Below are 26,448 nucleotides of genomic sequence, written 5' to 3'. Positions count from 1 at the left end.
CGGAAGTTTTTATATACTTTTTCAAAATGATAATAAAATCTCTTGAAAATCTTCAATTACCTCGGTCTGAGTAAGTTTCTCTATCGTAGTTTGACTAGACATAATATCATATAAAAAATCATATAGCCTTTGCAAATCTTCATTATTATTGCGCTTTACACTAAATAAAATAATTACTTGTACTTTTTTATCTCCCCAATCAACAGCCTTTTCAAGTGTGCAAAACATCAAAAAAGTTTCCTCACTTAATAACTGCATCGGATGCGGTATTGCAACTGAATTCCCAACCGCTGTCGGAGACGTATTTTCTCTTTCCATAACAGAAGCATAAAAGTTTTCTGGTACATAGCGTTTCTCAGCAGCTTTCTCACATAAAAACTGAATAACATCCTCTTTCGTAGAAGCACTATAATTTAAAAAGATTAAATCTTCCTTAATATAAGGCTGCACACTAGTATTCACATGCGTAAACAACCGCTGACCAATCGATTTAATCTCTTTATCATCAAATATTGAATTCACTTTTATAACTGGAACAGGCAAGCCACTCGGTATATGAATCGTACTAATAATACAATCTATTTTTTCTTTATAAAGATCTTCTACTTTGAATTGATAATAGCCTGTAATACCTACAATCTCTAATTTATCTCGGAACTGTGATAAAATTTTATATTTTAATAGTTGTGCACTTCCTTGACCAGTCGCACAAACTAATAAGCATCTTTTCTTTTGATTCTGCTCCTGCAAACGGCTCATCGCTCCGCCGAAGTGAATTGCTATATAACCAATTTCACTTTCAGGGATCGATTCACCCGTATATTCACCAATGATATCTCCAACGAGAACCGCAATTTCAAAAGCATACGGATAATTCTTTTTCACTTCTGCCAAAAGAGGATTTCTCGTATTTAACTTATACTTCAAACGATTTAATAACGTTTTTAAATGAATACCAAATCCAAATAATAATTCTTCATCATAATAAAAAATAAGATTCCGTTCTTCCGCTACTTTAAAAAGAATATGTTGCATAAATGCATATATATCTTTTCCTAATAGCTCTTCTACATTTTCATAGCGATCTCTCGTTGTAACAGCAGTACTTAATAAATGCATCGTCACATATAATACTTCTTCTTCTGGAAATAAAAATTTTAACTCTTTCTCTAAATCTCCTAAAATCTGCTTCGCAATTGTATATTCTTTCTTTATTATAAGTTCTGATTGCTCCGCATGCAGTCCTTTCATATAATGTTGACTTTGACAACGCTTTAATGCGATTGCAATATGAATGACTAAATTATCAATTTCTATATCAGATAAATATATTGTTCCGCCTTCAATATACTTTAATATAATTGAGCGAATGAGTGATATATGCGGTAGCGATAAATATGTCTCCGTCTGCTCAAATTGCTCATGAAACGGAGTATGGTCATAACGCGGTAAACCATATTGTGATAAACAAGAACGAATATTAAATTCCTCTCCAACAATACGTATACCATAATACGGTCTCTTCTCAATTTGTAATTTATAGCGACCACATTTATCTGTAACATCTTTCATAATTAAATTGACCGTTGATTTGCTCACATACATCTCTTCCGCTAATTCTGAAAGCTTCACATATCCCTCTGTCATTAAAACACGCTGCAGAATGTACGCTATTCTTTCTTCATAAGAAGTTGGGATCTTTTCCGTCTGTTTTTGAAATAGACTCACACAAAAGTCTTCAAATTTCTTCTTTTGTATAATTTCTAATTCGTACCCAGTCCCTCTTTGCGATTCGATTTTCGCTCCGTTTTCTTCCAATATATCATTTAATAATTTTATATCTTTTTGAATCGTCTTCGTTGATACATGTAAACGGCCTGCTAAAAAAGCTCGATTTAACATCGATTTCTCTTCTAAAAATTCTTCTAAAATAGAAATTAATCGCTGATGCACCTTTGTCATAGCTCTTCCTCTCGCTCTTTATATATAAAGGGGGAAAAGCTGCTGAAATCAGTAGTTTTTCCCCTTTATATTCTCTCTATTTCTTTAATGTAAATCCGAATTTATCCCATGCTTGTAAATAGTCTAGTAAGAAAATCTCTTCTTCTACAATTCGACCAACTACATTTGTTTTTCCTGTATTCACCATATCTTTTAATGCAATTTGTAATTCGCCTTTATACTGACCATATTGTTCATTATCAATTAATAAATCCCCACGCTTAATTTCACGCGTATTATGAGGTTTAAACTCTTCTTTTTTATATTTCACACGACTTTGTGTAGAACGAATCATATATTCAGATACATCTCCGCGATAAAAATGTGGTTCGTTTAATACGATAATTCTTTCTAGTTCTGTCGTTGTATCATATATTTCTATATCAAATGTTTGTTTCTCTTTATTTAATGCACCTAGTGCTTGTAATTCTTCTTCTGACGCATATGCGTTTGCAATAATAACATCATCAATTAATTCCGTCGCGAATAAATGTTTCGCCTGTGTTGTCATCGGTAATTCACGATGCTGCTCTAATGTACATAACCCTTCTGTTACTGGCCAAGGTCCGTATGTTGCATCAAATGATGAAATAAAAGCAGCCGTTCTCATACCGTAATCTTTAAATTGTTTCGAGCATTTAATGAAATGATCGTATGATAACCCTGAATAACGATGCGGATAAAAATTATGACAACCAATTAAATTTTCACGATTTGGTCTATGACTCATAATGTTATCTACATACTTCGTACCATTGCTCATATTAATCTCAATTTTCAAACCATACGGATTATAAGTCATAATTGATTCTTCTAATCCTGAAAAACCAACATCTAAACGAATACCGTACGCACCCAATTCATGGAAGAATGATAAATTATTATACGAAATACCTAATTGTTCAAAAACAGATGGACTAATATCCACTAATACTTGGAACCCTAATGCATTCGCATGTGAGATCGTTTCTTTAAATTCTTCAATAATTTTCTCTTTTTCTCCATCCACAGATAATAAACATGTGAACACACGTGTAAACCCATATTTACTTGCTAATGTTAAATACTCCTTATCTTTCTCTACTGTTGAATGTTCTGGATAAATAGAAATACCTAATCGTCTCATATGTACACGCCTCTTCCTTCATCATATTGTAAACCTTTTCAAATATATGTAGTGAAAAAGTATATATCCCCTTCTTGTTCACTACTCTTTTGAATCCGCTTTCTTTAAAGAAAAAACAATTTCTATCATTCTTAACACCTACAAGTCTATACATCTATACTTTACATCTTTTTTTCATAGTTGTGTAGCTTTTACACAAATTTGTCAGTTTTTCATCTTAAAAATTGTTATCCGTTTTCAAGACACCTTCCTTGACTGTTGCATTGGCCAATACATATACTCGAAAGAAAAGAGAAAATTTTATATAGGGGATGAATATATGGGAGAAGCAATACTCGTAAAACGAGAACCGTTATGGACAAAAGAGTTTGTTGCTTTAATTTTTGCAAACTTATGTATGTTTTTAGGGTTTCAAATGTTAATTCCAACCTTACCTGTTTATGTGAAAGAAATTGGTGGCACAAGTTCAAATATCGGATTTGTTGTCGGCATGTTTACCGTTGCGGCACTTTTTGTTAGACCGCTAACTGGGAACGCCTTGCAAAAATTCAATAAAAAAATCATTTTAATGATCGGTACTGCTATCTGTTTACTCGCTATGGGCAGTTACCTTTTCGCCTCAACTATTTTTCTCTTGCTTGCTGTTCGTATTTTGCACGGAGCTGGTTTCGGTATTACAACGACTACATATGGAACTGTCGTTTCTGATTTAATTCCCTCAGCTCGCCGCGGAGAAGGCATGGGATATTTTGGCCTTTCTGGAACAATTGCAATGGCCCTCGGTCCACTTATCGGACTATGGCTTATGCAAACATATAACTTCACAATTCTTTTTTTATGTGCATTATCGTGCACAATTGTTTCATTAATATTAACGAAACTACTTCAAATCCAAAAAACGAAACAGCCTCCACAACAATCATCTAGTACTTTTCTCGATGGATTTATTGAGCGTAAAGCTTTACTTCCTTCATTATTAATATTATGTATTACATTAATGTACGGAGGAATCGGAAGTTTTATCACACTATTTGCTACAGAAGTCGGCATAGCTGATATTAGTCTCTTCTTTTTATGTAACGCACTAGCAATCGCTGTGACTCGTCCATTCTCTGGAAAGCTATATGATGCGAAAGGCCATACATTCGTCATCATTCCGGGAGTTATTATAACATTTACAGGTATTATTTTATTGTCGTATACGACGACAATTCCGAGCTTAATTATTGCTGCAGCATGTTACGGAAGTGGTTTTGGAGCGATTCAACCTGCACTACAAGCATGGATGATTGACCGCGTAGCACCGCATCGACGCGGCGTAGCAACGGCTACATTCTTCTCCGCATTTGACCTTGGAATCGGCGCTGGAGCGATTATATTTGGATTTATTGCTCATTTTACAAACTATGCAACTGTATATCGTTATTCCTCTCTATTACTTATTGCTTTTCTCTTCATTTACATTACAAGCATAAGAAAACAAAAGCATGGCGATAAAAACACGGAAAAAGCTGCTGGATAATTCAGTGGCTTTTTTTATCGTGTTAAAAGAATTGTTTCCCCTCAAGTTACTGTTATAAACTACATGCATTTCCCTACATATTTTCTTAACTTTCATCAAAAAATATACGATGAACTCGCAGATACTTTCCTCGATATTCGACTGAACAATATTATTCTAAAAAGTGTGATTTCTTTACAAGATTAAGATTTATACAAGGTAAAAACCAATGAAATGCAGTTGTTTCTTTAAGGGATTGTAAACTTTTATTCCCTTTGTAAATTTAGTGTAAATTTTACTAGCAAACCGTTTACAGTGACTCAAGGTTCAGTTAATAATTACATCGTACATGAAATTTAAGGAGTGGAATGCGTGGAATATAATGTTCAAGATATGATCTTCCAGTTCATTGGTGGATTAGGTATTTTCTTATTCGGGATTAAATACATGGGCGATGGACTGCAACAAGCAGCTGGAGATCGTCTTCGCGATATTCTAGATCGTTTTACAACAAACCCACTTATGGGTGTACTAGCAGGTATGTTAGTTACTGTATTAATCCAATCCAGTTCAGGAACAACCGCTTTAACAGTCGGACTTGTAAGTGCCGGATTTATGACATTAAGACAAGCAATCGGTGTTATTATGGGTGCAAACATCGGTACGACAGTTACTGCATTTATTATCGGAATTAAAATCGGAGAATATGCTCTCCCAGTTATGGCAATTGGAGCAATCTTACTATTCTTCTTTAAAAATAAAAAAGTACATTCTGTAGGTCAAGTTGTATTCGGTTTTGGTATGTTATTCTTCGGTTTAGAGTTAATGAGTGCAGGTATGAAACCTCTTCGTTCTTTAGAATCATTCCAAGAATTAACAGTTAGCATGAGTGATAATCCAATTTTAGGAATTGTTGTCGGTACAGTCTTTACTTTAATTGTACAAAGCTCAAGTGCAACTATCGGTATTTTACAAGAACTATTCGGGCAAGGTGCAATCGATTTACAAGCAGCTCTTCCTGTATTATTCGGTGATAACATCGGTACAACAATTACAGCTGTATTAGCAGCAATCGGTACTTCAATTGCAGCAAGACGTGCAGCATTAGTTCACGTTATCTTTAATATTATCGGTACAATTATCTTTACAATTTTATTAATACCATTTACAAGTTTAATTCAATATTTCCAAACATCATTAAACTTGAATCCAGAAATGACTATTGCATTTGCACACGGAACATTTAACGTAACAAATACAATCATTCAATTCCCGTTCATTGCAGTGTTAGCATGGATCGTAACAAAAATTATTCGTGGTGAAGATGCAGCGATTGACTTCAAACCACAACATTTAAATCCAATCTTTATTGAACAATCTCCAGCCATCGCTTTAACTGAAGCTCAAAAAGAGATTATCCGTATGGCTGAGTTCTCATTACATGGATTAAAAGAAGCAAATCAATTTTTAAATACACAAGACAAAAAACACGCAAACATGGCTACTCAATTAGAAGGAGCTATTAACAATTTAGATAAAAAAATTACCGAGTATTTAGTTTTACTATCAGAAAAGCCACTTTCACCTACGGATTCTGAAAAACATTCTGTTTTAGCAGGTGTTGTTGGAGATATTGAACGTGTCGGTGATCATGTAGAAAACCTTGTAGAACTTGTAGATTTCCAAATTTCAAACCGTGTTTCACTATCAGATGAAGCATTAGCTGAATTAAACGAAATGCTTGAGTTAACAATTTCAACACTACAAGACTCAGTTGAAGCTTTAACAAACTTCGATACTGAACTAGCTCAAACTGTTATTGCCAAAGAACGCAAAATCGACCAAATGGAACGTGTTCTTCGTAAACGTCACGTATTACGTCTAAACGAACGCAGCTGTTCAGGTGATGCAAGTATCATCTTCGTCGATATGGTAAGTAACTTAGAGCGCATTGGCGATCACGCTGTAAATATCGCTGACGGTGTTTTAGGTGAACAAGGAAAAATCAATCTAAAACAATCATTATAATAAGAAAGAGACGCTAACTTAAGCGTCTCTTTTTTCATTATATTTTAACAACTGTTCTTCCTTTTAACTTTCCTTGCAATATAAGTGCAAACTTCTTCTCTAATTCTTCTAATGTACATTCTTCTGTATAAGATAGTAACTCTTTATTTCCCCATTCTTTCGCTAAAAGCGTCCAAACATCTCTTCTCACATCTACTGGGCATTGCACGGAATCTATCCCTAAAAGGCTTATGCCTCGTAAAATAAACGGATATACCGTTGTTTGTAGTTCCTGGCCTGCCACATTACCGCATGTCGTTACACAACCACCATACTTTACTGTTTTTAAAGCTGTTTCTAGCATATGTCCACCTACAGTATCGATAACTCCCGCGTATATCCCTTTTAACATCGGTCTTCCTGATTCATCATTCAATTCCGCGCGATGAATCACTTTTTTCACTCCTAGACGTAGTAGCATATCTTCCTCTTCCATTTTTCCTGTCGCTCCTACTACGTTAAACCCTAACTTACTTAATATACTAACAGCTACACTCCCTACGCCGCCTGTAGCACCCGTTACTAAAACATCTCCCATACTAGGCTTGATTCCTGCTCCAATAAGCTTATATACCGACAAAGCCGCAGTAAAACCTGCTGTCCCATACATCATACTTTCCTTTAATGACATTCCTTCCGGTAAAGGCACGACCCAAGATGATGGCACGCGAATATATTCTCCGAAACCACCAGAGGTATTCATACCTAAGTCATATCCCGTTACAATAACTTGATCTCCTGCTTTAATGGTAGCATCTTCACTACTCACAACCACTCCTGCAGCATCAATTCCTGGCGTATGAGGATATGTTCTCGTAACACCCTTATTACCAGTAGCTGAAAGAGCATCTTTATAATTTAATGAAGAATAATGAACCTGTATTAACACGTCTCCTTCAGGTAAACTACTTACTTCTCTCTCAACAACTTTTCTTACAAACTGATGATTTTCCTTTTCGTTCACAACGATTGCTCGGAATGATGTATGATTCATTATGCTCTCTCCTTTATCCGTAAAGTTCTTCTTTATTATATAGAAAAACTTAGTAAACCTACTCGTTTCTTCTTGGCTATATTTCAACAAATCTTACTTCTCTATCACTTTCTCACAATATATATTTTCATTTCTACTAAAACAACTTATACTTATTCTACATCTCAAAAATATAATATAGAAAATCTGACTTTTTATAAATATATTGAATTTTTACGAAATGTAAATGTTTTGTAATGTTTTTTTTCGCTAAATTTCATTATAATAAGTGGATATGAGTGTCGTATTTCAATCCAAATGAAGGAGTACAGGAAATGGAGCAAAACCCATCTTTGCAAGAAAATACACGCAATAAACCGAAAAAAAATAAGAAAAAAATAAAAATTATTATAAGCGCTATACTATTCGTTTTATTAATAGGCGGCGGTTATACTTGGTTTTTAGTAAATAAAGCATCTTCTGCTGTTCGAAATGCCGCACACGATTTAGCACGCGGTGATAAATCTGATTTACGTGATAAGGCTGTAAAACCTATTACAAACAATGTCTCTGTTTTAATAATGGGTGTTGATGAAAGCGATGTCCGTGGAAAAGAATATGGTGAAGCTATAAGAACAGACGCGCTTTTACTTGCAACATTTAATAAAGATAGCAAAACTGTTAAACTATTAAGTATCCCACGTGACACATATACTTATATTCCAATAGAAAAGAAAAAAGATAAAATTACACACGCTCATGCATTCGGTTCTGCTAAAAACGGAAAAAATGGTGGACCACAAGCAAGCATTGATGCAGTTGAAAAATTAATGAATGTTCCTGTCGATTATTTTGTAAAATTCAACTTTAAATCATTTATAAAAATCGTCGATGACTTGGGCGGTGTTGAAGTTGATGTACCAGTTGAATTTACTGAGCAAGATAGCAATGATAATGCTGAGGCTATTCACCTAGAAAAAGGTGTTCAAAAGCTAAATGGCGAAGAAGCTCTTGCTCTTGCTAGAACAAGACACATCGATAGTGATGCAATGCGTGGACAACGTCAACAACTCGTTATCGAGGCTATTTTAAAGAAACTAACAAGTGTTGGTTCTGTAACAAAAGTTGGCAACATCATTGATGATATTAACGGCCAATTCGTTACAAACTTAACATTTGATGATATGCTTTCATTCTATAAATATGGATCGGATTCGGAAATTGAGAAATTACAAATCCAAGGTGATGATTGCTATATGGCAAAAGGTGACGATACTTGTAGCAAATCTGCTGGTGGTGGTCGAACTTACTACTACAATCCAGATAAAAAAGAATTAGCTAATGTTACAAATGAACTTCGTACTCATCTTGGACTACCTGCATATACAAAGTTTGACTCAGACTCTGATTCGAAAAAGACAAAAGAATCTAAGTCTGAAAATTCAAGTGAACGCGAATCAAGTAACAATGAAGTGAAAAATAAGAACAAAAATAGCAGTGAAGATACAGAAACATCGTCTAACGACAATGAATAGTAAAGAAGCCGTACTCTATGGAGGTAGAGTACGGCTTCTTTTTATTTCTTCAGAATTAAAAATCAGAACTTTCTAACTATCTTTTTTAATATTTTTAAATTATAATAAATAGTAGCAATCTATTCCAATTATCAGGGGGCTCATACATATGAAAGCTGCAGTAAAACATAACATCTCAGATTTTAAAGACTACTTAAAATCCAACGATATATACATGGAAGAAAATATAGATGAAAATGATGGCTCTGTTCATTTTTCAGTAGGATTAGAGACTGAAGCTGGCGCAAAAATTCAACTTATCGCTGCTTTCCAAAACGAACATCCTACGGTGGATATATACTGCTTCAATGTTGCTCACGTACCTGATGCAACATCAACAAATGATATTTTACATGTCATCAATGAATTAAATACATCTTATCGCTTTGCAAAATTCACATTAAATAAGCAAAATGCAATTGATATTTCAACATCTCTTGCATTCTCAGAACCAAACTTTAATCCAGCACTTGTCTTTGAACATACGAGAATGCTATATAAATTAGCGAATGACGAATATAAAAACTTAATGAAAGTTATTTGGGCATAAATAAAAGGATGGGCTGCAAGCAGCCCATCCTTTTATTTCGATATCATATCAATCCACATCTTAACAGCAGTGCCGACAATTAAAATCGATAACATATATTGTAGTACTTTTTGATTTATCCTCTTCCCGACTCGCGCTCCAAGTGGCGCAGCAAATATACTTGCAACCGCAATAATTAGAGCTGGAATGATAACTACTTGTCCAGTAATCACTTTTCCAGTCGTAATCCCTACTGAGGAAATAAACGTAATAGCAATAGATGTCGCTATCGTCATGCGCAATGGTAATTTTAAAATAACTAGCATAATAGGAACTAAAAGAAACGCACCGCCAGCTCCAATAATGCCCGAAACACCTCCTACAATAAACGCTAACACACTTGCTAACCATTTATTATACTTAACTGCTCCACTATTATTTTTCTTCGGTACAAACATCATCATAGCTGCAATGGTCGCCAATACTGTATAAACAACATTTACAGCGTGTTCATCTAATAGATTTGCACTAAAACTTCCTATAAAACTTCCTATTAATATACTAGCTCCCATATACACAACTAACATTTTATTCATATCAGTACTTTTCCGATATGCCCAGGCACCTGCAAAAGTTGCAAAGAATACTTGTACTGCTGTAATACCGCTCACTTCATGTGACGTATAGCCAGTAAATCCTAACAATACTGGAATATATAAGATCATCGGATAATTAATAATTGCACCGCCAATTCCAACCATTCCTGATATAAACGATCCTACAAACCCAATTATAAAAAGTAATAATACTCCACTCACCTTACATCCCCCTCCTTCTAAAAAGAAGGTGATTAAATGAATAAGTTTACATTCCCATCCGAAGCATCTGCTAAATATGCCCCTACACCTGCAAACTCTACGCCTTCCATAATCTCTTCCTCTTTTAACCCTAATAAATCTACTGTCATTTGACAAGCTACAAGTTTAATCCCCTGTTCTTTTGCCAAATCAATTAAATCTGGCAAAGGCATTGCATTATGCTTTTTCATAATGCCTTTAATCATCTTTGGTCCCATACCAGCAAAATTCATTTTGGATAACCCCATCTTATCAGCACCGCGTGGCATCATTCTTCCAAATACTTTTTCTATAAATGTTTTCTTTACATTCACATATTCATCTTTCCTTAAAGCATTTAATCCCCAGAAAGTATGAAAAATAGTTACCTCTTGATCATACGCCGCTGCACCATTTGCAATAATATAAGCAGCCATTGCTTTATCGTAATCTCCGCTAAATAAAACGATTGTTGTTTTCTTCTGTTGTTCCATATTGTTCTCCCTCCAATTACCTATAGGGGTATTTTTTTATTTATAAAAAATTGTTTCTCCCTATTCTACTTTTCCTTCCCAAGCTAACATACCACCTACCACATTGATTACTTGAAAACCGTAACTTTCTAAAAATTGAACAGCTCTTGCACTTCTCCCGCCTGAACGACAAACGATAATATATTCCTGATTTTTATTTAATTCATGCATACGAAACTCTAATAGTCCTAGTGGAATATTACATGCTTCTGGAATTTTCCCTTCAGCTACTTCTTCTACTTCACGTACATCCACAATATTTACCGCTTCTTTACGCAACAATTTTTCTTCTAATTCTTTTGTAGTCATTTCTTTCATTTTACATTTCCTCCTCACAAACCATTCATACCACCTGAAACGTTTATTACTTGCTGGAACCCTAGTTTTTTCAATACCTTTGCTGCTTGCTTACTTCTCATTCCACTTTGGCAAATAACGATTACTTCCTTATTCTTATCTAATTGATTCGCCTTACTTGCTAGATCATTTAGGGGGATATTTTGAAAGCCTTTCATATGATTCCCTCTATACTCACCTACTGTACGGACATCAATAAAATACTTCCCCTTTTTCCCCACTATACTTTTCAATTCTTTGCCATTTATATTTTGCACACCTTTCACTGGTAAAAATCGTGAAATAACAAACCCTGCAGCAAGTACAATAAAAAGCATACTTAATATTGTGTTCATATAACCAACCTCTCTATATTTACAAAACTATTGCTTCACTACGCCTTCCTAATCCAAAACTTCAGCACATCGCCTTCTTCTTCAAGCTTTACGATGTCATGGCCACATTTATTTGCCCACGCTGGAATATCCTTAACTGACCCTTTATCCGTTACATGTATTTCTAACACTTCTCCAGTTTGTAGAGCATCCATTGCTCTCTTTGTTCTTACAATCGGCATTGGACATGCTAAACCTTTCGCATCTAACACTTGTTTTATATTCATCATCAATTCCTCCATTTTTTATTTCATTATTCGTGCACTGCACAACGATTTGGACCAATCTCCATTTCACGCTCTTTATCCACACTTGGGTGAATTTTACCCATATTGGTTTGACGAATTTCTTCATATGCATTTGGCTGAGGTGGTAAGTTTTCTGTTACAGTTTTACGGAACTCTACCTCATCCTCAATATTTAACCCCGCATTATTCGCAAACAAATCTTTTAATTTTGCGCTAACAATACCACTTTCGTTCATTTCACTTATTTTTGAATAATGAGCCGGTAACACAACTAAATTTTGAGATAGCTCTTTATATCGGCTATACAAAGTATTACGTAAATCACTCACCCAATCTTCAGCCTTACCAGCAAGATCAGGACGCCCAATTGAATCTACAAATAAAATATCGCCTGATAATAAATAAGAATCATCTACAATGAATGACGTACTTCCAATCGTATGTCCTGGTGAGTATAATGCGTCAATTACAATTTTAGTCCCCCCCACCGTAATAACAGATCCTTCAACAAGCGGTTCGTATGAAAAAACAACTTCCTCTGCATCTTTTGGTGGTAACCAATACGTACCACCTACCTTTTCCGCTAACTTACGTCCTCCGGAAATATGGTCTGCATGTAAATGTGTATCCATTACATTCGTAATCGTAACGCCATGCTCTTTCGCAAATTCTTCATATGCCTCGGCTGTTCTTACTGCATCAATAACTGCTGCTTCACCATTTGAAACGACCATATAAGATAAACAGCCTTTTCCAAGGCGGTTAAACTGATACATACTTCCACCATTTTTTAAATCTCCAACTTTTATAGGCTTTACATATTCACTCCAAGCCTTCATGCCACCAGCTAAATAATAAATATTTTCTAATCCAGCCTCTGTTAATTGCTCTGCCACAAATATAGAAGACCCTTCTTTTGCACATACTACTAAAACATCTTTATCTTTAGGTAATTCACTTACAATATGATCTACACCATCTAACAAGTCAAAGTAAGGTCTATTAATAGAAGAAACTTGTTTCCCTTCAATTTTCCAATCTTCATAATCCGCCTCATTACGAACATCTAAAATGAATAACTCTCCGAATAACACTTTCTCTGCCACATCTTTTGCTTGTAACGGTTTAACACTCATTCTATTACCCCCATAGGTATATTTTTATTCAAAAAAATTTATTTCTCTATATTCCCTTGCCACTCTAACATACCTGGAATGACATTTTTCACATTTGAATAACCTTTTTCTTTCAACATTTGGCAAGCTATATCACTGCGATTACCAGTTCGGCAAATAACATAAATTTGCTCCGTCTTATCTAATACTGCGCTGTCTAATTCACCTAATGGTACCGAAATGGCGGATGGAATATGACCAAAAGCAAATTCCGCTGCTTCGCGAACATCTAATACAATGCTCTCTTCTCCATGAGACAATATAGACTGTAATTCTGCATTCGTAATTGTATGTGGATATTTCACAACTTCATTCACTTCATGCTCGTTTGCTTTCCTAACATAATGCACCAATACATCACCCTCGTGTTTCGTCCCTATATATTGATGTCCTACTTTACCCGCCCAACTTTTTATATCTACCGTAGATCCTTTATCTGTCGCCTTAACTTCAATCACTTGCCCTGGTGCTAATCCTTCTATCGCCTTCTTCGTTTTCACAATCGGCATCGGACAAGCCAACCCTTTACAATCTAAACTCATATCCACTTTTATACTCATAATCGATTCCTCCACAATTCATATACATATACCCGCAGGGGTATATTAAAGTGTTTTTGAAAATCTGTCAACAATTATGTTTGACAGATTATCGGCTTTTTACAAGTAATTGAACAGCTTCTTTAATTAACTCTTCATTTGAACCATTACCACTTTCAAACTGTTCACGCAAACATTGCTCTAAATTCGTTCCAACAACGAGCCCAATTGTACGATCAAGGGCAGAACGAGATGCCGTTAACTGTGTAATAACTTCTCGGCAATCCTTTCCTTCTTCCATCATACGAAGCACACCACGAACTTGACCTTCAATACGTTTCAATCTATTTTTCATATCTTGATTATATTCCATCCTATAATCACCTCATTACCATTATGTCACTATTTATAACCTATGACAATATATTATACCCTATAGGGTATTTTGTAAACCCCTATTTTAAATTTTCACCTTATATGTTCGCAAAACAAAAAATAAAACCTTAATCTATAAGTTTTTATCTTCCACTAAATCTTGAAGTAGAAAATGAAAAATATCAATATACAACACGTTCTGGCAGTACTGTCCCATACAATTTAAAACCACCATCTACATTCTTTACCTTATATCCTTTTTCCATTAACATGCGCGCTGCAACATACCCTCTCATACCAAGTTGACAAGTGATATATATTTCTTTGTCCATTGGCACTTCATCCAATCGATCACGTAATTCATCTAACGGAATATTAATAGAGCCTTTAATCATTCCTTGTTTTAGTTCATTGGGCTCCCGAACATCTATAAGATATCCACCATTGTCAACAATACGATCTATTTCATGCCATTGTACCGTTTCCACAAAACCATCTACTATATTACTTGCGGCATACCCCACCATGTTTACTGGATCTTTTGCAGAAGAATACGGCGGGGCATATGATAATTCTAAATCTGGTAAATCGATTACAGCTAAGTTTGCCTTCATTGCCGTCGCGATAACATCTATACGCTTATCTACCCCGTCACGCCCTAAAGCCTGTGCTCCGTAAATCTTTCCGCTATCTTTATTAAAAATTAATTTTATTAGCACTGGCGTAGCATTCGGATAGTATCCTGCATGAGAATTTGCCTGTACATGTACTACCTCATAGGGTATATTTAATCGTTTTAATATTTTCTCATTTACTCCAGTCGAAGCAACTGTTAAATCAAAAACTTTAGCCACAGAAGTTCCCATCGTACCTTTATATAAAGAATCTGTATGGCCATGAATAATATCTGCTAACATACGACCTTGACGATTAGCGGGCCACGCTAAAGGAATCATCGTTTCTGTTTCTGTAACAAAATCTTTCACTTCAATCGCATCACCAATTGCATATACATATGGGTCAGATGTTTGAAATTTCTCATTTACCTTTATCGTTCCTCTAACTCCTAATGATAATCCTGCATCTTTCGCTAAACTACTCTCTGGTTGTACACCAATTGCTAAAATAATCATATCTGTTTTTATAACTGAGCCACTTTTTAAACGTACAACAGTCCCATTCTCTTCTAACGCATCTACACCATCTTCAAAAACAAGCTCAACATTGTGCACCTTCATATGCTCATGTACATATGCCGCCATTTCGTAATCAATTGGTGGCATCACTTGATTTGCCATCTCTACAAGAGTAACCTCAATCCCGCGTTCTCTTAAATTCTCAACCATTTCCACTCCAATAAATCCTCCACCAATAACCGTCGCATGACGTGGTTTCTTCTCATCAATATACGCTTTTATACGATCTGTATCAGGTACATTTCGTAACGTAAACAACGCCTTCGCTTCTTCAATGCCCGGAATAGGTGGAACAATTGGTTTCGCCCCTGGTGAAAGAATCAAAACATCATATTCCTCGTTATATGTTTCATCTGTAGTTACATTCTTTATCGTAATTGTTTTCTCTTCTTTATTAATCTTTACAACTTCACTCAATACACGTATATCTAAATTAAAACGTTTTGACATCCTTTCAACAGTTTGTACTAATAACTTTTGTCTTTCTGTAATGACACCGCCAATATAATATGGCAATCCACAGTTTGCGAACGAAATGTATTCACCGCGTTCAACCATAATAATTTCATCTTCCTCACTTAAACGACGAAGCCTTGCAGCTACTGATGCCCCGCCAGCAACTCCGCCCACTACAACAATTTTTCTAGACATATTTCGAACCTCCATATTATTTAATTTTCTCATGCATCACACAGAAAAACATATACCTGTATGGGTATATGATAGAGTATAAAAAATTTATTTTCAATCAATATGTCTTTCTTTCACAAATTTGAAACAAAAAAAGAACTTAGATATTTCCAAGTTCTTTACGAATGAAGCAATCCATCGTTCTATCGTCATACTTCCTATAATCTCTTTGTAAAACTATACTCCATATTCCCGCCTAGGGCTGCCGCTGTATCACCAGTTTCTCTAAAATCATGTGTATATATTTTTTCAAATGAACCGAAATCTACTTGCTTATAAAATTCAAAACAAGGGAATCCATCATGCTCCCCTTGAATATCAATACTACCATCCTGTTTCACACATACATTTAATACATAATCCACAGGAGGTGCATATACATTTAATGGATTACTTGCACTCGCACTCATTTTGAATTGCACACCTTCAGAATTCCATGTGATATCAGTGCACACAATATTTTCTGTACTTGCTTTCCCTGTTCTTTTACTCACAGAACCATCTGGACTTGTAATCTTCTCGGTCGTAATACCCGTGTTCGCATATGAAAACACTTCTTCTTTATAGAAATCAACTACTACCTCTTGCTCAACTCTAGAGCGCATCGCATTTACCGCATACGGTGTGAATTCACGTGAATCACCTTCGAATTGAATTACTTTTCCTGTTTCCATATTCTTCTTAGCCTCAGTCCAAGACATTGGAATAAATACACTGGCTCTAATTTTCACGATATTAGTCATAAGAAACACCTCTATAATTTTATTTTAGATGCTGAATGCTTATTAAATAAAACAGACCATAATTTCAATCCTAAAACCACTAGATTTCTCTTTTACTTTTCTATTTCTTTCTAAAAAATAACGCTATATTTATGTTTAGACTGTCGTTTTAAAGCTATATTCCATCTCTCCAGCTAGTGCTGCTGGGGTATCATCCGTTTTTCTGAAATCATGTGTGTATATCAATTCAAACGAACCAAAATCTACTTGTTTATAAAATTCATAGCAAGGGAAACCATCATGTACACCTTCAATATTCACAGTACCACTTTCATTAGCTCGTATAGTCAAAAAATAATCAGCTGCAGGTGCTGCTGCGTTTAAAGGATTACTTGCACTTGCTCTCATTTCAAATGAAACTTCATCTTCACTCCATACAATATTTGTACATACAATGTTTTCTGTACTTGTTTCTCCCTTTTGATACTCAATTGAGCCATCTGAATTTGTAATCTTCACGGTGACGATACAAGCATCTGCATATGTGAAAATTTCTCTTTTATAAAAATCAATATTCACTTCTTGTTCTAACCTTGAACGCTTTGTGTTCACAGCTTGTGGTGTAAACTCACGTGCATCTCCAGCATATTCAAACACTCTTCCTGTTGTAGGGTTCTTAATAGGTTCCAGCGATGCATACGGTGCAAATACACTCCCTCTAATTTTCACGATATTAACCATGTGAAACCTCCATTGATTCTATATTATATAAATCATTATTTGTTCTACCGACATAATATAGTCAATTTGATTGACTATATTATGTATAGTACAATAGGTATTACATATAGTCAACTTAATTGACTACAAGTGCGGAGGTTATATATATGGATCAAACATTTAACGAGTTAGATCTTACATCGCTTTTATCATTATCATTTAGCACATTAATTACTGAGCTACATGACAAATTAAGTGAATTAGGATTTGAGGATATTAGGCCAGCACATGGTTTTATGTTCAAACGCATCCTTCCTAATGGGGCAACTGGTATAGAGCTAGCTGAGTATTTGGGGATTTCCAAACAAGCTGTAAGTAAAATGGTGGATTCTCTTGAGAGTAATGGCTACGTTACACGCAAAACACATCCTACTGATAAAAGAGGTAAAATCATCGTTTTAACCGAACGTGGTTTGTCAGTAATGAAAGCAAAAGAAGAAATAGTAGCTGAAATAGAGCAGCGCTGGATTGAAAACATAGGTACAGAACGAATGCAAATGCTAAAAGAAGATTTAACAACATTCGTTACTAAAGAAAATACAGAGAAATTATCATCAAATATACGACCTGTCTGGTAAACAAAAACGAATCCATTTTAATTCATCTTCTTCAAAATGGATTCGTTTTTCTATAGCTGTATTAAAAATCATGAATTTCTTTACATTTTATTCTACTGAATATATTTTTTACGCGGTATATAATTCCATAACTCTCTTCACAACCAACTCCGCTGTATTCTCCTCCGATGGCATCAATAAATTCGTAACCGGTCCATACACAACAGGGTTTAATTCCACTTCATACCCACCATATGAGAATTCTTCCTTCGTTGGTAAGTAACCAATATATCCATTCGTATATCCACCAAAGAAAGCTAATTCATTTTGAAGATTCTCTTTCACTTCTAATGCCGTTTCCGAAAAAGGTTCCATCGGTACACCTGAAAACATACCATCATTAACTTGAAACAGTTGCACTTCTAAATTGATACTTAATTGCCGAATACCTTGCTTATATTTCTCTAAAACGATAGTAAGCCATTCATCCGTATTCACACCCCACTGCTCTTCAGCTAACTGGGCCATGCTTCGTATCTCATCAATTTCAGGAATATCCTTCAACTTCATTTGCATCGTACTCGAAACTGTTCTTACATTTACAATCGGGCTATAAATAACTGTTGGAAGCATCGTTAATATATGTCCACTAAGTATGTGAGCCATTTGTTTTAATGCTTTCCTTGAACCTCGATACTTCGCATTCACATTACCAGCAGCACCTTGAACAATCATAACAGGACAATTTACGGTCTTCTCAAGAATCTCTCTTGTCATCCCCGGATAGTCTGCTGATAATACATCACTATCACCTTTTAAAACATTCGGATGCGCCGTACAAAATACTACAATCCCAGAGAACTCCTTCGTTTCAGCATCTCTTATTGCTAACATGCCAATTCGTTTATCTACAACACCACCTATATTTGTGCCCATCTTTGCTCTTCCATCAGATGTTCGCTCTCTTCGGTTGACCCCAATATCACCTGTCGTAACACCCCAGCCTACTTCGCATCGCTTCAAGTTTTTATTCGCAGTAACAGCACCGTGTACTACATTATTTACTAAAATCGTTTTATACGACTGTACGAGCGGATTATCACCGACCGTTTCTGGACCAGAGTGGGTATGTGTATAAACAACTGTTATTTGCTCAAATGGAACATGAAGTTCTCTTGCTACTCGCTCACGAATCATATTCGTATCTTCTATTAACATTCCAATATTATCAATGCTTATAAACACAGTTTTCATTTCATCTTTTTCAAATACAAAAACCGTTCCATAAATACGTTCTTCAATATTATTTATTCCTGTCTCTCTATGGTATCCGACAAAATCAATACCTATAGGCGGCGTAATATCCACCTTACCTACCCCTACTTTGCCCATTTGAACCTCTCCATTTCTCTATGTAACTCCCTTTTTTCAAGAATAACATATTTAACTTAGTTCCAAATAAAAAGAACGGACACAGTATCCTATGTCCGTTCTTCCCCTCACACATACTTCCGATGCACCATCTTCCCATCATAAGAAAACACAACGCCCTTACTCTCCACAATAGACTCCATATGCACCGTTCTTCCCCATAGCTGATGAAGATATGGTAATACCTTTTCTAAGTATTTTAAATCGAGCTCGATTCCTTCGTAACTATGTTTAATGTATAATTCTCCGTTCTTTAAGTAGTCTCCATCTTCTACTACTAAGTACGGGAACCCACCATTTGTCCGCATATTTACAAGTTGATCACGCACATTTTCCCATTCTTTATCTATTACTTTATATTCTTTTCCTTGGCGCTGGAATAAGTACATATCTTCTCGCATAACAAGATCTTTATTTAAGTAGTTTCTTAGGAACGATACGTCCCATTCAATTTCGCGTACTTCAAACATTTTGTCACGGCCAGATCCTGGTTTTACGCCTCGTCGCTTCATTTCTTCTGTTGGATTGTTGTACCGTTCTTCAATATCTTCAAAGATTTTAATACCTAGGTAGTATGGATTAATACTTGTTTTTGATGGCTGTACAACACCTGCATTTAATTTCGCAAATTCAATAGCTTCATCAGAGGTTAAGTCCATTTCACGAAGTATGCGTTGATGCCAGTAGGATGCCCAGCCTTCGTTCATGATTTTCGTTTCAAGCTGTGGCCAAAAATATAACATTTCTTCGCGCATCATCGTTAATATATCACGCTGCCAATCTTCTAACTCACGGCTATATTCTTCAATAAAGAGCAGTAAATCTTTCTCTGGTTGTGGTGGAATTTTCTTCTTTTTACGCACATTAGAACGTTCCTGCTTTTTATTGCGATTATCTAAATTCCATAAATCATCGTATTGCGACACCTTTTTCTTTTCTACTTCTTCATCTTCTAAATCATCAATACTCCATGCGAGCTTCGGACGCATAAGCGACGGATCAATATGCTCTTGAATGGCAAGTACGGCATCTAAAAATGTTTCTACCTCTGCCTTTCCGTACTTATGCTCATACGCTTTCACACGGTCCGCTGTTGCCGCCATACTCTCTACCATATCTCGCTTCGTATTTGAAAAACGAATATTATTTTTGAAGAAATCACAGTGTGCTAAAACGTGCGCTACAATTAATTTGTTTTGAATTAAAGAGTTCGTATCTAATAAAAAGGCGTAACATGGATCAGAGTTAATAACGAGTTCGTATATTTTACTAAGTCCTAAATCGTATTGTAATTTCATTCTGAAAAATTGTTTTCCAAAACTCCAATGTGAAAACCTTGTCGGCATCCCATATGCACCAAATGTATAAATAATTTCCGCTGGACATATTTCATAACGCATCGGATAAAAATCAAGCCCAAATCCAGTCGCAATTTCCGTAATTTCCGCAATCGCATATTGCAGTGCTTTATCGTCACTTGCTCTCATTATTTTCCCTCCTTACACTTTCCCTTAAGAAAGTGTATGATGAAGAACAAGCTTTCATGAGGATTGATTGCATAATAAAAAGACACCCCCGCAAAAACGAGAATGTCTCATCTATTAACCTTCAATAATCTCCATCTTCTCCGTAATCGGAGTACGAGCTTTTCCTTCTGGTGCTTTATCGAAATAGCCGATATGAAGAATTCCAACGATACGTTGGCCTCTTGTTAAACCGATTCCTTCTATAAATAATGGATTGTAGTTTAATCCGCCTGATTTCCAAACACAACCTAATCCACGTTCCCAAGCAAGAAGTTGGAAGTTTTGCATAAATGCACATGTTGCAGCGTAATCTTCGTCACGCTGAATTTGACGTGGATCTTCATTCATATATACAACGATTTGTGCAGGTGTGCTTAAAAAACGATCTGATAAAATTTTACCGCGTTTCGCTCTTTCTTCTTCTGTGAAAGAGTTTAATACTGCGTCTACTAATTTCTTGCGGCCTTCTCCGATGTATAGTTTACAATTCCATGGTTCACGGTGCTTATGATTAGGTGCCCATGTTGCGTCGTTTAATAGTTCAATTAATAAATCTTTTTCTACTGCTTTATCTGTAAATGTACGTACAGAACGTCTTTCTTTAATCACATTTGCGATGGAAGTATATGTAGTCATATTTATCTCTCCCTTATTTTTATCTATATGTATAAGTTTATCGTTAGTATTGATATTGATTTTCAATTTCGATTATACCTTAGTTTTTTACTATTAATCAATGTTTTATGTTGGAAAACTTCTAAAAACGTCATTTCATGCTGTGAATAAAAAAACTTAGCTTGTTCACAAGTATTTCACATTTTATGGAAATGATATGTGTACAGTTTTCTACATTATCCATCTAGGAGGAGTTTACATGTACAAAAAAATCGCTGTTTGTATGACTATGGCAGCATTATTATGCGGGATATCCACCTTCCCTATATCCGCTGCCACGCCAAAAGAAGTAACACTGCATCACCATAACCCAATTTCAGAAGAAGAAATGCAATCGCTAGAAAAACTCGGCTATAACAAACATGAAATTTGGAAAGCTGCTCATATTGCAAGAATTAGTAATAAAGAAATAAAAGATGTTTTAGCTTACTATAAGCAAAATAAATCTTGGGAGAAAACAGCCGAGCATTTCGGTATAGATCCAAGTAAGCTGAAAAAGCATCATATGAATAAAGAAACAAAGCAAGCACTGCTACAACAGTTAGCAACTATGCAAAAATCCACACCGGATCAGCTAAAGCAAAAAATGAAAGAATATAACATCAAATTGCGTCATCTTACTGTGTTAACAATCATCTCTCAAAAAAGCAATACTCCTCTTGATGATGTATTAAAGATGAAAAAAGATGGAATGGACATTAAACAAATTGCCGAAAAATTAAATGTAAAAAGAGAAGATATACGAGCGGAAATGATGAAATTAGTGAAGTCTATTAAAGAACAAAAAACAAATTAAAATGCTAAAAAGGAAGAGCCATTCACCACTCTTCCTTTTCTTTATGAACTTTCAATTTTTAAGTATAAATTCCCGTATTTCCCAAAAACTAACACAAGTAAATGATATATGTTAGGGGTGAGAAAATGTTCGGTTTATCATCTAAAAAATCAAAAAAGACTAATACAAAAACACTTTGTTCTATCCCAGAATTTATAAAAACCATGAAAGAATCAAGCGATTTTGTCTCTTATAACATACTTAAAGATGAAACGTTGTGCTTGTTTTATTATAAATCTGTCGTGGAAGCACTTATTATTAAACAATTTATTTTAACTCCTATAAAAAAAGAATCGGAACAAATCCAAAACATCTCTGATTTATGTAATATCATCTCTATTGAAGACATTATTACCTCCCCTTCTATTGATGATATTCGTGAAAAATTATTAGGTGGATATATTTTAATACGCTTAAAAAACAATTCGAATCCTGATCAATATGCTTTAATTCGTGCCGAAAGTACTGTTTTAGGAAAACGATTATATAACGATACAGAAAATGAGTATAGTGTAATCGGGCCTAAAATCGGTTTCGTTGAAAATCTTGATACAAATATCCACTTATTACGCCGAAATATCGTAACGGAGCAACTCATTTTTAAAGAAGTTACCGTCGGATCTATATCAAAAACGAAAGTAGCAGTTGCTTATATAGAAGGAATTACAAATGAACAATTTGTCAACACCGCAATTCAACGGCTAGAAGACATTGACTTTGATGTCCCATTTGATTCAACTATGATTGAGCAATTTATTAGTGATAATAGCAATTCACCTTTTCCTGTTCTATTACCTACAGAACGATTAGATCGAGCTGTATTTGCATTAATTAATGGGGAAGTTTTAATCTTAACAGATGGCTCTCCATATGCTTTATCAGGACCAACAACGTTACTGGATTTTTTCATTTCACCAGAAGATTATTATTTACCGTGGATGATTGGATCGTTCTTTCGTATTATTCGTTTTTTCGGAGCTATATTTTCTCTTTTTTCCTCCGCTATTTATACAGCGGCTTTAACATATCATTATCAAATGATCCCTGCCGATTTACTAGGTCCTATTATTTTCTCGAGAGCTAACGTACCTTTTCCTCCTATTCTAGAAGCACTCTTTTTAGAAATTACAATTGAATTGCTCCGTGAAGCTGGAGCGCGTTTACCGACAAAAGTCGGACAAACAATCGGAATTGTTGGGGGGATTGTAATTGGCCAAGCATCCGTGGAGGCAGCTTTGACAAGTACAATTTTATTAATTGCAGTTGCTTTATCTGCTCTTGCATCTTTCACAACACCAACAGTAAAGATGTCTTCTACTATCCGGTTGTTACGCTTTCCGCTTATTCTTTTAGCCGGTGCATTCGGAGGATTAGGCCTCGCTGTCGGATTTGTATTTATTTTAGCTCATTTAATTAAATTAAAATCGCTTGGATCACCTTATTTGTTACCTTTATATCCATTTCGTGGTTTAGGTACAGCAGAAGGTTTTCTTCGATTACCATTTAGTCAAACGGCACAAAGACCTTCTTTTCTTAGACCAAAATCAAAATGGCGCTACAATCCAAACAAATCGAAGCAAAAACGTGATGGTGAGAATGAATGAAGAAAATTTTATTGCACCTTATTATCATTATCTTCTTCATTTTACAAACTGGCTGTACACAAACGTATATAGTAGATACGCAGCGTATTATTCATGTCGCTGGATTTGACATCACAAAAAACAAAAGATTCCAAGGAACTATTCTCTTCCCAGAGTACACACATGGTGTAAAGTCTAAACCAGAAACTCAATCAACATCTGCCCGTTCACTTGAGACAATCGCTTCACGATTAAATGCAAAATCACCTCACAATGTCGTTGTAGGTCAAATGCGTGTCGTCCTATTTGGAAAGGCTCTAGGAGAACGCGGAATGGGAGAGATTATTACTAACTTACAACGTGACCCAAATATCGGGCGCGATGTACAACTAGCAATTGTAGATGGATCAGCTGAGGAACTTTTAAATTACGGAAAAAAAAATGGATCTTTATACATTGCTGATTTACTTGAACAAAATATCCGAAATGAGAACATTCCACAAACCGCATTAGACATTTTTTTATATAATTACTACTCTTCTGTATGTGATGCCTATGTCCCTTATCTTAAAATGGACGATAATCATTCCGTCGCTGTCAAAGGACTTGCTTTTTTAAAAGGCGATAAAGTCGTTATGTATACGGATAAAAGACATTCTGTTTTAGCAAAATTACTTATTAACCCTACGAAAAATGGACGTTACGAAGCAGCGATAACAAAGGATAAACATAAAGGTATGGTTGTTATACAAAACTTAGCTGGGGAAAATAAGTATGATATAGATCAAACTGGCGACATACCAAAAGTAAAAATCCATTTAAAATTAAATGGATTAATTAAAAACTCTCCAAATTGGATTGATCTAAGAAAAAAAACAAATATCAACTATATAAAAAAACAAATTGAACGAAATGTTGAAAAAGACTGTGAAGATTTAATAAAACAATTTCAAGAAAAGAAAATTGATCCTTTAGGAATACGAGATGAAATTAGAAGCCATACGAGAAAATGGAATATAAAACAAATTCGAAATATGTATCAAAATGTAGCGGTGGATATAAATTTAGATCTTAATATTGTACAATCTGGAATCGGGGAATAGTGAGGTGAAATGAGCAATGAATACAATGAATAAAACAAAAACTGTCTCTCCATATTTTGCATTTATTTTATTGCATTCTCTCCAAATCGGAATAGGAATTCTCGGATATCAACGTGTAATTTTGAAAAATGCAGGTTATGATGCTTGGATTTCTCTTATTATTGCAGGTATTGCAACTCATATTGTACTGTTTTGTATGTTAAAAATGCTTGAAAAAGACGGAGATTTAATTAGCATTCATACAACAACCTTTGGAAAATGGATTGGCTCTATATTTTCTGTAATTTTCACTCTCTATTGCTTATTATTTTGCCTTACTGTTCTTCGTACATATATGGAAGTAATACAAGTTTGGATCTTTCCTACCATTAAGTTATGGAAACTTACCCTAATGTTTTTATTGGTCACTTACTACATTATAAAAGGTGGCTTCCGTTCTGTGACAGGGATATGTTTTTGGGGTATTGTTCTTCCTATGTTCGTTGTATTCTTTTTAGTCTATCCGATGAAGTATGCACATTTTCGTAATATTTTACCTATTTTTACGCATTCCCCTTTCGACATACTTGTGTCAGCAAAACAATCTGCATTAGAATTTCTCGGATTTGAAACAATTCTTATCTTCTATCCCTTTATTGAAAAAGGAAAATCTTTAAAAAGATGGGCTCACGCAGGGATTGTTTTTAGCACTCTAATTTATGTAGTTTTAGCTATTGTATCATTTATGTATTATAGTGAAGGACAATTGAATCACACTATTTGGCCTACTTTAACGATGTTAAAAATAATTAAAGTTCCTTTTATTCAACGGTTCGAATATATTATTATTTTTGTTTGGTTTTTAATAATTTTGCCGAATCTTTGTTTAACTATTTGGTCATCATGTCAAACGATGAAGCGTTCCTTTCATATTTCATTTAAATTTACACTACCATTTTTTATTTTCATCGTTTTTACAGCTTCTTTATTTTTTAAAAATCGGGAAAGTATCAACGCATTAAATACTGTACTATCTCAAGCGGGATTGTATATTGTATACGCTTATATCCCAATTTTATTTCTAGTTCATTCGCTAAGGTGGCGCTTCAAAAATCAGTCAAAAAAATCTTCAACCGATACACCGTAATCTCTGATACAATTTG

The 26,448-nt window shown here is 35.0% G+C and carries 26 protein-coding genes; 9 read left to right on the top strand and 17 right to left on the bottom strand.

What is annotated here, in order from left to right:
• Positions 1-21: 21 nt before the first annotated feature.
• Positions 22-1,962, bottom strand: coding sequence for a BglG family transcription antiterminator (locus tag ACTFRU_RS07180; protein ID WP_061113601.1), 1,941 nt, complete (start codon positions 1,960-1,962; stop codon positions 22-24).
• 76 nt (positions 1,963-2,038) lie between these two features.
• Positions 2,039-3,127, bottom strand: coding sequence for a DUF871 domain-containing protein (locus ACTFRU_RS07175; protein WP_440037553.1), 1,089 nt, complete (start codon positions 3,125-3,127; stop codon positions 2,039-2,041).
• A 319-nt stretch (positions 3,128-3,446) separates the two neighbouring features.
• Here ACTFRU_RS07175 and ACTFRU_RS07170 point away from each other — a divergent pair, with 319 nt between their 5' ends.
• Together ACTFRU_RS07170 and ACTFRU_RS07165 are read left to right on the top strand one after the other, a co-directional pair.
• Positions 3,447-4,649, top strand: a complete 1,203-nt coding sequence (locus ACTFRU_RS07170) for an MFS transporter (RefSeq protein ID WP_000503239.1) — start codon at positions 3,447-3,449, stop codon at positions 4,647-4,649.
• A 351-nt stretch (positions 4,650-5,000) separates the two neighbouring features.
• Positions 5,001-6,656 (top strand): Na/Pi cotransporter family protein, encoded by a 1,656-nt coding sequence (locus ACTFRU_RS07165; RefSeq protein ID WP_000456269.1) that lies wholly within the window; start codon positions 5,001-5,003, stop codon positions 6,654-6,656.
• A 37-nt stretch (positions 6,657-6,693) separates the two neighbouring features.
• On the opposite strand, the gene ACTFRU_RS07160 is transcribed toward ACTFRU_RS07165, so the two are convergent.
• Positions 6,694-7,689 (bottom strand): YhdH/YhfP family quinone oxidoreductase, encoded by a 996-nt coding sequence (locus ACTFRU_RS07160; protein WP_001016961.1) that lies wholly within the window; start codon positions 7,687-7,689, stop codon positions 6,694-6,696.
• A gap of 314 nt (positions 7,690-8,003) precedes the next feature.
• On the opposite strand from ACTFRU_RS07160, the gene ACTFRU_RS07155 reads away from it, so the two are divergent.
• Both ACTFRU_RS07155 and ACTFRU_RS07150 read left to right on the top strand, forming a co-directional pair.
• Positions 8,004-9,203 carry an LCP family protein gene (locus ACTFRU_RS07155; protein ID WP_000437390.1) on the top strand — a complete coding sequence of 400 codons (1,200 nt, stop codon included), beginning with the start codon at positions 8,004-8,006 and terminating at the stop codon, positions 9,201-9,203.
• 148 nt (positions 9,204-9,351) lie between these two features.
• Positions 9,352-9,792: a hypothetical protein gene (locus ACTFRU_RS07150; RefSeq protein WP_000642362.1), complete on the top strand. Its 441-nt coding sequence runs from the start codon at positions 9,352-9,354 to the stop codon at positions 9,790-9,792.
• Between the two features lie 32 nt (positions 9,793-9,824).
• Here the strand turns inward: ACTFRU_RS07150 and ACTFRU_RS07145 are convergent, their stop codons facing one another.
• The 11 genes from ACTFRU_RS07145 to ACTFRU_RS07095 all read right to left on the bottom strand — a co-directional run bounded on the left by ACTFRU_RS07145 (position 9,825) and on the right by ACTFRU_RS07095 (position 17,557).
• The gene (locus tag ACTFRU_RS07145) at positions 9,825-10,589 is read right to left on the bottom strand and encodes a sulfite exporter TauE/SafE family protein (protein ID WP_086395480.1); all 765 of its coding nucleotides are present in this window, start codon (positions 10,587-10,589) and stop codon (positions 9,825-9,827) included.
• 32 nt (positions 10,590-10,621) lie between these two features.
• Entirely contained in the window at positions 10,622-11,101 is a 480-nt protein-coding gene (locus ACTFRU_RS07140) for a DsrE/DsrF/DrsH-like family protein (RefSeq protein ID WP_000437746.1), read from the bottom strand.
• A 60-nt stretch (positions 11,102-11,161) separates the two neighbouring features.
• Positions 11,162-11,458 (bottom strand): rhodanese-like domain-containing protein, encoded by a 297-nt coding sequence (locus tag ACTFRU_RS07135; RefSeq protein WP_000661810.1) that lies wholly within the window; start codon positions 11,456-11,458, stop codon positions 11,162-11,164.
• A 14-nt stretch (positions 11,459-11,472) separates the two neighbouring features.
• Entirely contained in the window at positions 11,473-11,832 is a 360-nt protein-coding gene (locus ACTFRU_RS07130) for a rhodanese-like domain-containing protein (protein WP_079245093.1), read from the bottom strand.
• A gap of 38 nt (positions 11,833-11,870) precedes the next feature.
• Positions 11,871-12,101, bottom strand: a complete 231-nt coding sequence (locus ACTFRU_RS07125) for a sulfurtransferase TusA family protein (protein WP_002093886.1) — start codon at positions 12,099-12,101, stop codon at positions 11,871-11,873.
• A 23-nt stretch (positions 12,102-12,124) separates the two neighbouring features.
• Complete coding sequence (locus ACTFRU_RS07120; RefSeq protein ID WP_149149333.1) at positions 12,125-13,255, bottom strand: MBL fold metallo-hydrolase; 1,131 nt, start codon at positions 13,253-13,255, stop codon at positions 12,125-12,127.
• Positions 13,256-13,293: 38 nt separating this feature from the next.
• The gene (locus ACTFRU_RS07115; protein ID WP_440037552.1) at positions 13,294-13,854 is read right to left on the bottom strand and encodes a sulfurtransferase TusA family protein; all 561 of its coding nucleotides are present in this window, start codon (positions 13,852-13,854) and stop codon (positions 13,294-13,296) included.
• Positions 13,855-13,942: 88 nt separating this feature from the next.
• The gene (locus ACTFRU_RS07110) at positions 13,943-14,206 is read right to left on the bottom strand and encodes a metal-sensitive transcriptional regulator (protein ID WP_000456206.1); all 264 of its coding nucleotides are present in this window, start codon (positions 14,204-14,206) and stop codon (positions 13,943-13,945) included.
• 184 nt (positions 14,207-14,390) lie between these two features.
• Positions 14,391-16,055 carry a CoA-disulfide reductase gene (gene cdr / locus ACTFRU_RS07105; protein WP_434713526.1) on the bottom strand — a complete coding sequence of 555 codons (1,665 nt, stop codon included), beginning with the start codon at positions 16,053-16,055 and terminating at the stop codon, positions 14,391-14,393.
• Positions 16,056-16,252: 197 nt separating this feature from the next.
• Positions 16,253-16,837: a DUF3238 domain-containing protein gene (locus ACTFRU_RS07100; protein WP_000182103.1), complete on the bottom strand. Its 585-nt coding sequence runs from the start codon at positions 16,835-16,837 to the stop codon at positions 16,253-16,255.
• A gap of 135 nt (positions 16,838-16,972) precedes the next feature.
• The gene (locus ACTFRU_RS07095) at positions 16,973-17,557 is read right to left on the bottom strand and encodes a DUF3238 domain-containing protein (protein WP_102956470.1); all 585 of its coding nucleotides are present in this window, start codon (positions 17,555-17,557) and stop codon (positions 16,973-16,975) included.
• Between the two features lie 146 nt (positions 17,558-17,703).
• Here ACTFRU_RS07095 and ACTFRU_RS07090 point away from each other — a divergent pair, with 146 nt between their 5' ends.
• Complete coding sequence (locus tag ACTFRU_RS07090; RefSeq protein ID WP_065224725.1) at positions 17,704-18,174, top strand: MarR family winged helix-turn-helix transcriptional regulator; 471 nt, start codon at positions 17,704-17,706, stop codon at positions 18,172-18,174.
• A gap of 108 nt (positions 18,175-18,282) precedes the next feature.
• Here the strand turns inward: ACTFRU_RS07090 and ACTFRU_RS07085 are convergent, their stop codons facing one another.
• The 3 genes from ACTFRU_RS07085 to ACTFRU_RS07075 all read right to left on the bottom strand — a co-directional run bounded on the left by ACTFRU_RS07085 (position 18,283) and on the right by ACTFRU_RS07075 (position 21,746).
• Positions 18,283-19,545, bottom strand: a complete 1,263-nt coding sequence (locus ACTFRU_RS07085; RefSeq protein WP_069604138.1) for a neutral/alkaline non-lysosomal ceramidase N-terminal domain-containing protein — start codon at positions 19,543-19,545, stop codon at positions 18,283-18,285.
• A gap of 107 nt (positions 19,546-19,652) precedes the next feature.
• Positions 19,653-21,071: a stage V sporulation protein SpoVR gene (gene spoVR, locus ACTFRU_RS07080; protein ID WP_001202693.1), complete on the bottom strand. Its 1,419-nt coding sequence runs from the start codon at positions 21,069-21,071 to the stop codon at positions 19,653-19,655.
• Between the two features lie 114 nt (positions 21,072-21,185).
• Positions 21,186-21,746: a nitroreductase family protein gene (locus tag ACTFRU_RS07075; protein ID WP_000214821.1), complete on the bottom strand. Its 561-nt coding sequence runs from the start codon at positions 21,744-21,746 to the stop codon at positions 21,186-21,188.
• Positions 21,747-21,984: 238 nt separating this feature from the next.
• Between ACTFRU_RS07075 and ACTFRU_RS07070 the strand changes: the two genes are divergently transcribed.
• From ACTFRU_RS07070 to ACTFRU_RS07055, 4 genes are all read left to right on the top strand, one after another.
• Positions 21,985-22,581 (top strand): hypothetical protein, encoded by a 597-nt coding sequence (locus tag ACTFRU_RS07070; protein ID WP_000276964.1) that lies wholly within the window; start codon positions 21,985-21,987, stop codon positions 22,579-22,581.
• Between the two features lie 125 nt (positions 22,582-22,706).
• A complete protein-coding gene (locus ACTFRU_RS07065; protein WP_434713522.1) occupies positions 22,707-24,224 on the top strand; it encodes a spore germination protein in 1,518 nt (505 codons plus the stop codon).
• Complete coding sequence (locus ACTFRU_RS07060) at positions 24,221-25,306, top strand: Ger(x)C family spore germination protein (RefSeq protein ID WP_000722252.1); 1,086 nt, start codon at positions 24,221-24,223, stop codon at positions 25,304-25,306. The genes ACTFRU_RS07065 and ACTFRU_RS07060 overlap by 4 nt, the downstream gene beginning before the upstream one ends.
• A 16-nt stretch (positions 25,307-25,322) precedes the next feature.
• Entirely contained in the window at positions 25,323-26,432 is a 1,110-nt protein-coding gene (locus ACTFRU_RS07055) for a GerAB/ArcD/ProY family transporter (protein WP_001095034.1), read from the top strand.
• Positions 26,433-26,448: the final 16 nt, after the last annotated feature.

The organism is Bacillus cereus group sp. MYBK220-1 (genome assembly GCF_051916445.1).
Lineage (GTDB): Bacteria > Bacillota > Bacilli > Bacillales > Bacillaceae_G > Bacillus_A > Bacillus_A cereus.
Note: the sequence above shows the minus strand (reverse complement) of the source record. Positions and strands in the feature narration are given on the sequence as shown.